The sequence below is a fragment of the Kaistia sp. UC242_56 genome (assembly GCF_044452255.1).
In the GTDB taxonomy this organism is placed as follows: domain Bacteria; phylum Pseudomonadota; class Alphaproteobacteria; order Rhizobiales; family Kaistiaceae; genus Kaistia; species Kaistia defluvii_A.
Genome location: NZ_JBIOAN010000002.1, coordinates 2514361 through 2527706, shown reverse-complemented (window position 1 = coordinate 2527706; position 13346 = coordinate 2514361). Strand labels below are relative to the sequence as shown.

Below are 13346 nucleotides of genomic sequence, written 5' to 3'. Positions count from 1 at the left end.
AGAGCGTCGGGACGAGGATTGCCTCTACTTGCTCATGCATCAGACTGCCGAACCGACAATAAAAAAGACCCCGGAAAGTCGTCAGCTTTCCGGGGCTTTTTCTTAGATCGGGTCCTTGGCGACAGCCACCTGCGACGCATCCTCGCGCATATGCCTGCGCCAGGCGCGCCAGCCGAGCGGCAAGATGATCAGGTAGGCGATCGCGCCAACCGCCAGCACGTGCCACGGATAGCTGAACAGCATCGCCGCCAGCACGACGACGAAGACGAACAGCGGCAGCACGACTTCTCGCGATACTCCGCCGAACTTCTTGCCCGACCAGGTCGGCAAGCGGCTCACCATCAGCAGGCCCACGGCGATGGTGTAGACCAGCACGACCGGCGCGGTGAAGCGCCCGTGCGGCAGGTCGAGATATTCGAGATAGACCGGCAGAAGCACGATCAGCGCGCCGGCCGGCGCCGGCACGCCGACGAAGAAATTCGCCTGCCAGTCCGGCTTGTGGGGATTGTCGATCGCGACATTGAAGCGGGCGAGCCGCAGCGCGGCGCAGATCGCGAAGACGAGCGCGGCGATCCAGCCCAGCGAGCGGACCTCGTCCAGCGCCCATGCATAGAGCAGGATCGCGGGAGCGACGCCGAAATTCACGAAATCGGTCAGGGAATCCAGTTCCGCACCAAAGCGCGAGGTCGAGCGCAGCATGCGAGCGACGCGGCCATCGATGCCGTCGAGCACGGCCGCCACGACGATCATGGCGATCGCCTCGCCATAGCGCGCCTCGATCGCCATGCGGATCGCCGTCAGGCCGGCGCAGAGCGCCAGCAGCGTCACCAGATTGGGCAGGATCATCCGGAACGGGATCTGACGGCGGGGACGCGGGCGCTCGCCCTCCTCGTCGTCGGGATCGAACGGCGGAAAAATCGTTTCCATGTCAGTCGATCCGGACGCCGGAGGCTGCGCCGCTACTGGCCGTGCCGAAGCGTGCCAGAACGGTCTCGCCGGCGATCGCCGTCTGGCCCTCGGCGACGAGCGGAACGGCGCCCTCGGGCAGATAGACGTCGAGGCGCGAGCCGAAGCGGATCAGGCCGAAACGCTCGCCGGCCGCAAGCGGCTGGCCTTCGCGGGTGAAGCACACGATGCGCCGCGCCACGAGGCCGGCGATCTGCACGACGCCGAGCTGGCCGTGGGCGCTGTCGATGACCAGGCCGTTGCGCTCATTATCCTCGCTCGCCTTGTCCAGCTCGGCATTCAGGAACTTGCCGGGCTTGTAGGCGATGCGTTGGACGCGACCGGCGACGGGAGCGCGATTCACATGGCAGTTGAACACGTTCATGAAGACGGAAATCCGCACGCGCGGCGCGGTTCCAAGCTCCAGCTCCGGCGGCGGCACGACGGGGCCGACGGCCGAAACGCGACCATCGGCCGGGCTGATGACCAAATCCGGATCGATCGGCGTCACGCGCGGCGGGTCGCGGAAGAAATAGACGCACCAGGCGGTCAGGATCAGGCCGAGCCAGAACAGCGGCCCCCATAGCCAGCCCAGGAACAGGGTGACGAAGGCGAGGATGGCGATGAAGGGGTAGCCTTCGCGGTGGATCGGAACGAAATTCGCCCGGATCGATTTCAGCACAGAATCCATGCCTTGCCCTGTCTCCTAATAAAGTCGCGTCCGGTAAACCATGGATCGGCCGAGGTGTGAAGCCGCCCTGCCCGTTTCCCGCCGTCGCAGACGAGGCAAGTGGCGCTCCATATTTCCAATCTCAAGCCTTCAACGGTCGAGAAAGTCGAAGCGCCGCTTCCCCATCATCCTGAGGCGCCCGGCGCAGCCGGGCCTCGAAGGAGGGTCCAGGGATTCCCCCAGCACACGAGGCGCCCACTGGATCGTCCTTCGAGGCTTCGCTGCGCGAAGCGCCTCAGGATGATGGCGGAGCCAGAAGGCTACCGCCTCCGGACCTCTTCTCTGTGTGGCCTCGAGTCGAAGAGCTAGCTCACGGTCTCCAGACCGGCCTTCGGTCCGCGCGCGACGATTCCCAGCGTGTCCGTCTCCTGAACCCGGCGCAGCCGCTCGGCTGCCTCGTCGGCCTCGCGCTGGCGATCCCACATCGAGGCGTACAATCCGCCCTGCAGCATCAGTTCGCTATGGCGGCCACGCTCGATGATCTTGCCCGCCTCCAGCACGATGATTTCATCGGCCGTCACGACAGTGGACAGGCGATGCGCGATCACCAGCGTGGTGCGGCCGGCTGAAACCCGGTCGAGCGCACCCTGGATCTCGCGCTCGGTGTGGGTGTCGAGCGCCGACGTCGCCTCGTCGAGCACGAGGATCGGCGGCGCCTTCAGGATCGTGCGGGCAATCGCCACGCGCTGCTTCTCGCCGCCGGAGAGCTTCAGACCGCGCTCGCCGACTTCCGAATCGAATCCATCCGGCAAGGTCTCTATGAAGCCCGCGATCTGCGCCATCTGCGCCGCCTCGCGCACCTCGTCCATTGAGGCGCTCGGGCGGCCATAGGCGATGTTGTAGGCGATGGTGTCGTTGAACAGCACCGTATCCTGCGGGACCATGCCGATGGCGGCGCGAACACTTGCCTGCTGGACGTCGCGGATATCGACGCCATCGATGGTTATGCGCCCCGCCGTGACGTCGTAGAAGCGGAACATCAGACGCGAGATGGTGGACTTGCCCGCGCCGGAGGGACCGACGATGGCGACCGTCTTGCCGGCCGGAACCTCGAAATCGACGCCCTTCAGGATCTCGCGCGCGGGATCATAGTGGAAGGAGACGTTCTCGAACCGCACCGAGCCCTGCCGGACCACGAGCGCCGGCGCGCCCGGCTTGTCCTGGACCTCTTCCGGCATGTCGAGCAGGCGGAACATCGCCTCGACATCGGCCAGGCCCTGCTTCAGCTCGCGATAGACCGTGCCGATGAAATTCAGCGGGAAGGAAAGCTGGACCAGCAGCGCGTTGATCATGACAAAATCGCCGATGGTCTGCTCGCCGCGCATGATCGCCGCGCCGGAAAGCGCCATGCAGATGGTCATGCCGGTCGTGAAGATCACGGTCTGGCCGAAGTTCAGCCAGGCGAGCGACGTCCACGTCTTGATAGAGGCCGCCTCGTAGCGCTCGAGCGAGCGGTCGTAGCGGTCGGCCTCCATCGTCTCGTTGCCGAAATACTTGACCGTCTCGTAGTTGAGCAACGAGTCGACGGCCTTGGCATTGGCGTCGGTATCGGACGCGTTCATCTCGCGGCGGATCGCGATGCGCCAGTTCGAGGCGACGATGGTGAACCAGACATAGGCGACGATGGTGACGGCGATGACCGCGACATAGGTCAGGTTGAACTGCCAGGCGATCACCACGGCGGCGAGCAGGAACTCCAGCAGCGTCGGGAAGGTGTTGAGGATGATGTGGTCGACGATCGAGTCGATGCCCTTCATGCCGTGGTCCATCGTCCGCGACAGGCCGCCGGTGCGCCGCTGCAGGTGGAAGCGCAGCGACAGGCGGTGCATGTGGACGAAGGCGCGGCGGCCGAGCTTGCGGATCGCGTTCTCGCTGACGCGCGCGAACAGCGCATCGCGCATCTGGTTGAAGGCGTTGAGCAGGATGCGCCCGACGCCATAGGCGACCACCAGCATGATCGGTACGGTGACGATGAGGGCAAGGCCGGCCTTGTCGCCGGCGGCATTGGCCGGCGAGACGAGCGCATCGGTCGCCCATTTGTACAGGAACGGGATGCAGACCGTCAGGACCTTGGCCAGCACCAGGATGACGAGCGCGCCGGCGACGCGCAGCTTCAAATCGTTACGGTCCTTCGGCCAGATATAGGGCCAGAGGCTGACAATCGTGGAGAACGCGGTCGCGTCCTTCTCTTCATCCGGCACGCCCTTGGCAGGCTGCGAGGTGGCGCTGTTGTTCGCGCTCATTGGCAATTCTCCAGATTATCGCGGTCGGCCATCGCGCCATGCGCAACGGCAAAACCGCGCCTCGGAGCGGATCCGGGCGCGGCGGAAGATGGGAGCGCGCGGTCCGCGCGCCCCGCTCACATGGTGCTTGCGGCTCAGTTCGTCCAGTTGGCGTCGCCGGTCGGCAACACGAAGGTCTGGCCGGGATAGATCAGGTCCGGATTGCGGATCTGATCGTTGTTCGCCTCATAGATGGTCGAGAAGCGGATGCCGCGACCGTAGAGGCGCCGCGAAATGCTCCAGAGATTGTCGCCCCGGCGGATGATGACGTTCTGCGGCGCGGGCACGTTGCCATCGGCATTGGCGCCGCCGGCGCCAACACCGGCCGCGACCGGCACCAGCACGGCTTCATCCGGGCTGCGCTCGAACGGCACTTCGGCACGCGCCACGACCTTGCCGGTATCACCTTCGAGTTGGTCAGCGCGCACGACGCGGCGGCCGGGCTCGACCGTCTGCGGGGCCTCAAGCAGCCAGCGGCCGCCCTCGCCCGGCTTCGCGACGCCCACCGGCTTCTCGTCGACATAGACGCGCACCGGCGCCTTGGTCTTGGCCGAGCCGGCAACGAACAGCTTGCCGTCCTCGACCTCGACCGCATCGACCGTGACATTGGGCGCAGCCGCGTCGGCGGTCTTGGCATCGGCCGGCGCAACCGGCTTGGCGGCCGTCGCCGCATCGGCGGGCGCGGGTGCGGCAGCCGTGGCGTTGGCGGTTGTATCCGGCTTGGCGGCCTTGTCCGACTCGGCCAGCGTATCCGTGCCAGCGGGCACATCCGTCTTGGTAGCATCCGTCTTAGGTGCTGCATTCGCAGTGGCGGCAGAATCCGGCTTCGCGGGGGTATCGGCGGTGGCCGCAGCGGTGGCTTCGCCGGGCGCATTCGACGTGGCGGGTGCTCCGGCAGCCGCTTCCGGCGTTGCGGCAGCGGGCGGTGCCGGCTCGCTCACCTTCGGCGCAACCGATTCCGGCTGCGCGGCGGCAAGCTTGGTTTCGGCCGTGGCGGCATCCGGCTTCTGCAGCACCTTGCTGGCGGCATCGGGCGTGTTCAGCACGACGAGCGCTTCGCCCTTGCCGGGCTCCTGCACCTGCACGGCCACGCTCTGCTCGGAAAGGGTCTCGGTCTTCTTGTCGGGCGAGGTGGTGCGGATCGAGAGATCATGCGTGCCGGCGGCCAGCGGCTTCTCCACCGCCATCGCCCATTCGCCGCGCTCATTCGCTTCGGCGGTGGCGATCGGCGCGGAACCGTCGAGCAGTTCCACCTTGGCTTTCGGCGCGGCGAGACCGGCCACGACGGTTTCGCCCGTCGGTTCGACGCGGACGATATCGAAGCTGGGCGCAGCGGTCTCGGCCGGCTTGGCGGCCTCGGTCAACGCGGCCTTCGGATCGGTAGCGGGGGCGGAAATCGCAGCGGTCTGCGTGGCCTTGTCGCCGCTTCCGTCCGCAGCCTTGGCAGGCGCGTCCGGGGCCGGCGCGTTTTCCGCAGGCTTGGCGCTCGCATCGGCAGCCGGGGCTGGCTCGGCCACCTTGCCGCCCGGCGTCGCCTGTGCGGCATCGGACGTCGTCGCGGTCGTCGAAGCGGGCTTCGCAACCAGGCCGTAATCAGCCCCCGACCAGGATGGCAGCGATCGCCACTACGCCGGCAACGCGGCCGGAAGTCGTCGGTCCGGGAGGTGTCTTTTCAGCCATCGATGCTCAAACCTGTCGCTCAAAACGGAACAGCTGCCGGGTTGCACGCCCTGCGGCCCCAACTTCCCCGCCGGATCGCGCCGATTCTTCGGCTGTTTCTCCAGCATTTCACCGAACTGTTATACCCGCTTTCCGCATCGCGACAAGGCAGCGAAACCGCAGTTTCCGAGGCTCTGTGGCGCATTTGCCTTCCGCTTGACGGTCGCCGTTGCGGATGCGAGGAAGGCCTCATGACACAGCTCTCCTCGATTTGCGTCTACTGCGGTTCGTCCGCAGGCGACGACCCGATCTATGCCGAATCCGCCGAACGGCTTGGCAGCGCGATGGGCGAAGCCGGCCTCGGCCTCGTCTATGGCGGCGGCGCCATCGGCCTGATGGGCATCACCGCGCGCTCCGTGATGGCGGCCGGCGGCCATGTGATCGGCATCATCCCGCAGTTCCTGCGGGAGCGCGAAGTGATGCTGGAGACCGCGCACGAACTCGTCGTCACCGAGGACATGCATGAGCGCAAGCGCATCATGTTCGAGCGCGCCGACGCCTTCGTGGCGCTGCCGGGCGGCATCGGCACGCTGGAGGAACTGGTCGAGATGATGACCTGGGCCCAGTTGGGCCAGCACAAGAAGCCGGTCCTGATCGCCAATATCAACGGCTTCTGGGACCCGCTGATCGCGCTGCTGCGCCACATGGCGGATGCCGGCTTCATCCGCAACGGCTTCGAAGTGAGCTACCTCGTCGCCAACACGGCCGAAGATATCGTGCCGAAGCTGTTGGCCGCGACGCCGGCAGCGCCCGCGCCCCGCGCCGCCGAACCGATCCCGATCGCTGATCTCTAGGGCAGTTCCACTGCAGGAAGAGATCCTCGCCCCCACCCTCTCCCGCACGCGGTAGAGGGACCGGGTCGAACCCCGTCCTTCCCAGAAAGGTTCTACCCTCGCCACAGCGCCGGCGAAGAAGCCCTCGCCAGCTTACTGGAGAGGGTGGGGTGAGGGCCTTGCCTGCCTAAGCCTTTGCCGGCTTCGCGCCCGCGCGGACCAGCTTGTAGATGATCGCGTCCAGCAGCGCCTCGAACGAGGCGTCGACGACGTTTTCCGAGACGCCGATGGTCAGCCAGCTTTCGCTGGTCTCGTCGCGGGTCTCGATCAGCACGCGCGTCACGGCTTCGGTGCCACCGTTAAGGATGCGCACCTTGTAGTCGATCAGCTCCAGGCCGGAGATGATGTCCTGGTAAACGCCGAGATCCTTGCGCAGTGCACGGTCCAGTGCGTTGACCGGGCCATTGCCCTCCTCGACCGTCAAGAGCCGCTCGCCGCCGACGATCAACTTGACCACGGCCTCCGAGACCGAGATCTGCTTGCCGACCGCGTTGAAGCGGCGCTCGACGGTGACGTGGAAGCTCTCGACCGTGAAGAAATCGGGCACGTTGCCGAGCGTGCGGCGCGCCAGCAGCTCGAACGACGCATCGGCGCCTTCATAGGAATAGCCGACCGCCTCGCGCTCCTTGACCTCGGAAAGCAGCGCGTCGAGACGACGATCCGCCTTGTCGACGGTGATGCCCAGCCGCGACAGTTCCGCGAGCAGGTTGGACCGACCCGCTTGGTCGGAAACCAGGACGCGGCGATGGTTGCCGACCGATTCGGGCTTCACATGCTCGTAGGTGCTCGGGTCCTTGACGATGGCCGAGGCATGGATGCCGGCCTTGGTCGCGAAAGCCGAGGCGCCGACATAGGGCGCCTGCCGGTTGGGCGCGCGGTTGACGATCTCGTCGAAGCGGTGCGACAGCGCGGTGAGCCCCTGCAAGGCTTCCGTCGTCACGCCGATCTCGAACTGGTCCGCATAGAACGGCTTCAGCATCAGGGTCGGGATGATCGAGGTCAGGTTGGCGTTGCCGCAGCGCTCGCCAATGCCGTTCAGCGTGCCCTGGATCTGGCGCGCGCCGCCCCGGACGGCGGCCAGCGAATTGGCAACGGCCTGCTCGGTGTCGTTATGCGCGTGAACGCCGAGATGGTCGCCCGGGATGACCTTGGCCACCTCGCGCACGATCCGCTCGACCTCTTCCGGCAGCGAGCCGCCATTGGTCTCGCAAAGCACGATCCAGCGCGCGCCGGCCTCATAGGCCGTCCTGGCGCAGGCGAGCGCATAGGTCGGGTTGGCTTTGTAACCGTCGAAGAAATGCTCGCAATCGACGAGCGCTTCCTTGCCGCTAGATACCGCCGCCTCGACCGACTGGCGGATGCCTTCGAGATTCTCTGCCTCCGTGGCGCCGAGCGCGACCTTGACCTGATAGTCCCAGGTCTTGGCGACGAAGCAGATGGCGTCCGAGGCTGCCGCGAGCAGCGTGTTGAGGCCGGGATCGTTGGAGACGCTGACACCTGCCCGCTTGGTCATGCCGAAGGCGGTGAACTTCGCCCGCTGCGTCCGCTTCTCGGTGAAGAAGCGCGTATCGGTCGGGTTGGCGCCGGGATAGCCGCCCTCGACATAGTCGACGCCGAGCGCGTCGAGCATACCGGCGATCAGGACCTTGTCCTCGACCGAGAAGTCGACGCCATTGGTCTGCGCCCCGTCGCGCAGCGTCGTATCGAACAGATAAAGGCGCTCTTTCGTCATTCCGATTCTTCTTCCGGCGCAGCCTTGGGATCCCATGTCGTCCAGAACTCGCCGGTCGCCTCATCCTTGCCGTCGATGATAACGAGGCCCATGGCGTCGAGCTGCTTGCGGATGGTGTCGGCCTTGGCGAAATCCTTGGCCTCGCGCGCAGCGATGCGGTCGGCAATGAGCTGTTCGATCAGGGCTTCGTCGAGCGGAATCTTGGTCATGGCGGTATCTTTCTGGTTGGCGACGCGGTTCAGCGCGCGCGTGAATTTTGTGGAGCGATGGGGCCGCGAACGGACAAGGCTGCGTCGGCCACGACACCCTCCGCCGTCATCCCTGCGAAAGCAGGGATCCATACGGCTGAGGAATTGGGCGTCACGGCAGCCTGTCCGCACCCGTCGACATGGATCCCTGCTTTCGCAGGGATGACCGCGAGTGTGGGGCGGGTGCCGGGGCCAGCGACGCCGGAGCGGGTGGCGAGAGCGGAGCAAACAGCCATCATCGCTTCACCTCCCAGCTTGTGACGATCTCGCCCGTCGCCGGGTCCTTGGCGTCCTTGAGCGTGATGCCCATGCCGTCAAGTTCGGCGCGAATGCGATCGGCCTCGGCGAAGTTTTTCGCACGGCGCGCGTCGAGGCGGGCGGCAATGAAGGCCTCGACCTCGGCAGCGTTGGGACCATCGGAAACGCTGTGGCCATAGGAATAGATATCGGCCGAAACCTCGCCCTTCCACAGGCCGAGGAAACGCATGGAGCGCGACAGCTTGGTCGCGGCCTCGACGTCGCCCTTCTGCCGGGCCCAGGACGCCATCAGCGCCTTGGCCTCGGAAAAGTTGAGATCGTCGGCGAGCTTCTCGACCAGTTCCGCCGGCGGCTCGTCGCTCTCGCTCTCATCGGCGCCGCTGACGAAATCGATCCAGTCGGCAAGCTGCCTGCGCGCCTCGACCAGGCGCTCGGCGGTGAAATCGATCGGCTGGCGGTAATGCGTCGTCAGCATGGCGAAGCGCAGCACATAACCGTGCCAGACATTGTCGCCAAAACTTCCCGTTTCCAGCAGCTCGCGGATCGTGACGAAGTTGCCGAGGCTCTTCGACATCTTCTCGCCTTCGACCTGCAGGAAGCCGTTATGCATCCAGATATTGGCCATGCGCGGCGCACCGAAGGCGCAGCAGGACTGCGCGATCTCGTTCTCGTGGTGCGGGAAGACGAGGTCGATGCCGCCCCCATGAATGTCGAACGTGTTCTTCAGCGGGTCGTCGCAGTTGAGTCCACCGCCGAACGGCTCCAGCAGCTTCGCCATCGACATGGCCGAGCACTCGATGTGCCAGCCCGGACGGCCCCGCCCCTCTATGCCGGCCGGCGACGGCCAGCCCGGCTCGTTCTCGGCCGAAGGCTTCCAGAGCACGAAATCCATCGGCTCCTTCTTGTACGGTGCAACATCTACCCGTGCGCCGGCCAGCATCTCGTCGAGCGAGCGCCGGGCGAGCGCGCCATAGCGCGGCAGCGTACCGTTCAGCCGGTCCATCGCCGAGGGCGAGAACAGGACATGGCCTTCCGCGACATAGGCGACGCCGCGCTCGACGAGCCGCTCGATCATCGCCTTCATGCCGTCGATATGCTCGGTCGCGCGCGGCTGCTCCGTCGGCGGCAGGCAGCCGAGCGCCGCCACATCCGTCTGGAACTGCGCGTCGGTCTTCTCCGTCACCAGACGGATCGCCTCGTTCAGCGGCAGGTCGGGATAGTCGATCGCGGCGCGCGCGTTGATCTTGTCGTCGACGTCCGTGATGTTGCGGACATAGGTGACATGGTCCGGGCCGTAGACATGGCGCAGCAGCCGGAACAGCACGTCGAAGACGATGACCGGGCGCGCATTGCCGATATGGGCGAAGTCGTACACCGTCGGCCCGCACACATACATGCGGACGCGGTCCTTGCCCGTCACGGGATCGCGCAGGAGCGGCGCAAGCGCGTCCTTTTCCTTCGTCAGCGTATTGTAGAGGCGCAGAGTCATTGAACGATCCCGAATGAACACAAGCCCGCCGGGCCTTGGGCGTTCGTCTCTATCGGAATGGAACAGAGGAACGGCCTCAGCCAGCGTGCGCTAGCCGGTAATAATCCCGCAGCAGATAATGCCGTTGAAACGCGGAAAAGCCGTCATGTCAGCGTGATGACCGAAATCCGCCGGAGCGTCAAGCAGCCCGGAGCGAACTCGGCCGGAAATAGGCAGCGCCGCCTCCCGCACGGCTCAACCGGCAGCCCGATGTCGCGATCGCCTGGACAACGATTACGCGGCGCCACGTTTCCGCTCGGATTTCCACAGTCCCGCCATCAGCGTCACCAAAACCCTAAGATCGGGACAATTTTAATCAAATCGCAAGAATTCCGAACGCTATCTAAACGCAGGTTTCAGGTCGGGTTCAGCTGCGGGGGAGCAGGATCCGATGATCGACCAGGGCTTCTGGAGTATTGCGTCATGGCCACCCGTTCCTTCTTCGCCGTCACCCTCTTCGCCACGCTGATCGGAATCGGCCTCGCCGAGCTGGTGCAGCGGCCGGCCCATTCCGACATCCGCGATCCCCGCACCTCGGCCATCAGCATGTGCATGAGCAAGGGCGTCGCCTGTGGTGCTGCGACTCGTTCGAACTTCGCGGCGTTCTGACCACCATTCGCTCGCCTCGCTGGCCCCGATCGGCTACGACGGATCCCTAGCAGGCAACTGCTATCCATCCGTATCGTTCGCAGGCAGGACTAATGACCGACAAAAGCCCGGCGGGCGCTGATCTCGACGAGAGCGCGCTCTTCTATCACCGCTTCCCGCAGCCGGGAAAACTCGAGATCCGGGCGACCAAGCCCCTCGGCAATCAGCGCGATCTGGCGCTGGCCTATTCGCCCGGCGTCGCCGCGCCCTGCCTCGCCATCGAGGCCGATCCCGCCAAGGCCTTCGACTACACCGCTCGCGGTAACCTCGTCGCCGTGATCTCGAACGGCACCGCCGTGCTCGGCCTGGGCGCGATCGGCGCGCTGGCCTCGAAGCCGGTGATGGAAGGCAAGGCCGTCCTCTTCAAGAAATTCGCCGGCATCGACGTGTTCGACATCGAGGTCGACGAACGCGACATCGACCGGTTCGTCGACGTGGTGGCCGCGCTCGAGCCGACCTTCGGCGGCATCAATCTCGAGGATATCAAGGCGCCGGAATGCTTCGAGATCGAGCGCAAGCTGCGCGCCCGGATGCAGATCCCCGTCTTCCATGACGACCAGCATGGCACGGCGATCATCGTCGGCGCGGCCGTCATCAACGGGCTGAAGCTGAAGGACAAGCCGATCACCGAGGCGAAGATCGTCTGTTCCGGCGCGGGCGCCGCGGCGCTCGCCTGCCTCAACCAGATGGTCGCGCTGGGCGCGAAGCTCGAAAACATCTGGGTCGCCGACATCGAAGGCGTGGTGTATGAGGGCCGCGAGGCGCTGATGGACCCGTGGAAGTCCGTCTTCGCGCAGAAGACCGACAAGCGGAAGCTGGCCGAAATCATCGACGGCGCCGACGTGTTCCTCGGCCTCTCGGCGGCCGGCGTGCTGAAGCCCGACATGGTCGCCCGCATGGCCGAGCGCCCGCTGATCCTGGCGCTCGCCAACCCGAAGCCGGAAATCATGCCGGACGACGCGCGCGCGGTGCGACCCGACGTCATGATCTGCACCGGCCGGTCGGATTTCCCCAATCAGGTCAATAACGTACTCTGCTTTCCTCACATCTTCCGCGGCGCGCTCGATGTCGGCGCCACGACAATCAACGAGGAAATGAAGCAGGCCGCGGTGCATGCGATTGCCGCGCTTGCGCAGGAAGAGCCGTCCGACGTCGTGGCGCAGGCTTATGGCGGCGTGCAGCTTTCCTTCGGCCCCGACTACCTGATCCCCTCGCCCTTCGATCAGCGCCTGATCCTGCGGATTGCGCCGGCCGTCGCGCGGGCGGCGATGGATTCGGGCGTGGCGACGCGGCCGATCACCGATTTCGACGCCTATATGGACCGGCTGACGCGCTTCGTCTTCAAGTCCGGCCTGCTGATGAAGCCGATGGTCGCGGCCGCCAAGCAGGACGTGAAGCGCGTCATCTATGCCGATGGCGAGGACGAGCGCGTGCTGCGCGCCGCCCAGGTCGCGCTGGAAGACGGCCTAGCGCAGCCGATCCTGATCGGCCGCCCTTCGGTCATTGAAACGCGCGTGAAGCGCTTCGGTCTGCGCTTCAAGCCGGGCATCGATTGCGAGATCATCAATCCCGAGGACGACAAGCGCTATCGCGACTATGTCGATCTCTATCTCGACAAGATGGGCCGGCACGGCATCACGCCGGAAGCGGCGCGCACCATCGTCCGCACCAATGCCACCGCCATCGGCGCGCTGGCGCTGATCCGCAATGACGCCGACGCGCTGCTGTGCGGCCTGGAAGGCCAGTTCCGCACCAATTTCCGCGTCATCCGCGACATCATCGGCCTGAGGCCCGGCAGCCATTCCTATTCGGCGATGAGCCTGCTGATCTCCTCCGGCGCGACGACGTTCCTGACCGACACCTATGTCAACGAGAACCCGACGGCGGAAGAGATCGCGGAAGTAACGAGGCTCGCGGCAGACCACATCCGCCGTTTCGGCATCACGCCCAAGGCGGCGCTGCTATCGCATTCCAATTTCGGCTCCCGCGACAACGTCTCGAGCGCCAAGATGCGGCGGGCGACCGAGCTGCTCTGGGAAACCGCGCCGGATCTCGAAGTCGACGGCGAAATGCATGGCGACTCCGCGCTGTCCGAAACGCTGCGCGCCCGCGTCATGCCGAAATCGAAGCTGACCGGCGAAGCCAATTTGCTGGTGTTCCCGAACCTCGACGCCGCCAACATCACGATGAACGTCGTGAAGGTGATGACCGACGCGCTGCATGTCGGCCCGATCCTGCTGGGCGCGGCCAAGCCGGCGCATATCCTGACGCCGTCCGTCACCTCGCGCGGCATCGTCAACATGACGGCGCTGGCGGCGGTCGAAGCGCAAAGCGTCTGATTGCAACCGCCGGCATCCCCTTTGGGGTAGGCCGGCGCGCATCGACGTGCTCTAAATCATGGCCGGTCCCGATGGGGCCGGCCA

At 65.7% G+C, this 13346-nt stretch carries 10 protein-coding genes; 3 read left to right on the top strand and 7 right to left on the bottom strand.

The window, feature by feature from the left end:
- Positions 1 to 102: 102 nt before the first annotated feature.
- From pssA to ACHMWQ_RS14560, 4 genes are all read right to left on the bottom strand, one after another.
- Positions 103 to 927: a CDP-diacylglycerol--serine O-phosphatidyltransferase gene (gene pssA, locus ACHMWQ_RS14575; RefSeq protein WP_396308004.1), complete on the bottom strand. Its 825-nt coding sequence runs from the start codon at positions 925 to 927 to the stop codon at positions 103 to 105.
- A 1-nt stretch (position 928) separates the two neighbouring features.
- A complete protein-coding gene (locus ACHMWQ_RS14570; RefSeq protein ID WP_396308003.1) occupies positions 929 to 1636 on the bottom strand; it encodes a phosphatidylserine decarboxylase in 708 nt (235 codons plus the stop codon).
- Positions 1637 to 1980: 344 nt separating this feature from the next.
- Positions 1981 to 3918 carry an ABCB family ABC transporter ATP-binding protein/permease gene (locus ACHMWQ_RS14565; protein ID WP_396308002.1) on the bottom strand — a complete coding sequence of 646 codons (1938 nt, stop codon included), beginning with the start codon at positions 3916 to 3918 and terminating at the stop codon, positions 1981 to 1983.
- Positions 3919 to 4052: 134 nt separating this feature from the next.
- A complete protein-coding gene (locus ACHMWQ_RS14560) occupies positions 4053 to 5474 on the bottom strand; it encodes a LysM peptidoglycan-binding domain-containing protein (protein WP_396308001.1) in 1422 nt (473 codons plus the stop codon).
- 393 nt (positions 5475 to 5867) lie between these two features.
- Between ACHMWQ_RS14560 and ACHMWQ_RS14555 the strand changes: the two genes are divergently transcribed.
- Positions 5868 to 6470 carry a TIGR00730 family Rossman fold protein gene (locus tag ACHMWQ_RS14555; RefSeq protein WP_396308000.1) on the top strand — a complete coding sequence of 201 codons (603 nt, stop codon included), beginning with the start codon at positions 5868 to 5870 and terminating at the stop codon, positions 6468 to 6470.
- Positions 6471 to 6636: 166 nt separating this feature from the next.
- On the opposite strand, the gene cimA is transcribed toward ACHMWQ_RS14555, so the two are convergent.
- The 3 genes from cimA to cysS form a co-directional block, all read right to left on the bottom strand.
- Complete coding sequence (gene cimA / locus ACHMWQ_RS14550) at positions 6637 to 8241, bottom strand: citramalate synthase (protein ID WP_396307999.1); 1605 nt, start codon at positions 8239 to 8241, stop codon at positions 6637 to 6639.
- Positions 8238 to 8450 (bottom strand): hypothetical protein, encoded by a 213-nt coding sequence (locus ACHMWQ_RS14545; RefSeq protein ID WP_354549014.1) that lies wholly within the window; start codon positions 8448 to 8450, stop codon positions 8238 to 8240. The genes cimA and ACHMWQ_RS14545 overlap by 4 nt, the downstream gene beginning before the upstream one ends.
- 274 nt (positions 8451 to 8724) lie before the next feature.
- Positions 8725 to 10236 (bottom strand): cysteine--tRNA ligase, encoded by a 1512-nt coding sequence (gene cysS / locus ACHMWQ_RS14540; protein ID WP_396307998.1) that lies wholly within the window; start codon positions 10234 to 10236, stop codon positions 8725 to 8727.
- Between the two features lie 462 nt (positions 10237 to 10698).
- On the opposite strand from cysS, the gene ACHMWQ_RS14535 reads away from it, so the two are divergent.
- On the top strand, positions 10699 to 10884 hold the full coding sequence (locus tag ACHMWQ_RS14535) for a hypothetical protein (protein ID WP_354549011.1): 186 nt from the start codon (positions 10699 to 10701) through the stop codon (positions 10882 to 10884).
- A gap of 92 nt (positions 10885 to 10976) precedes the next feature.
- Positions 10977 to 13262 (top strand): NADP-dependent malic enzyme, encoded by a 2286-nt coding sequence (locus tag ACHMWQ_RS14530; RefSeq protein ID WP_354549010.1) that lies wholly within the window; start codon positions 10977 to 10979, stop codon positions 13260 to 13262.
- Positions 13263 to 13346 lie beyond the last annotated feature (84 nt).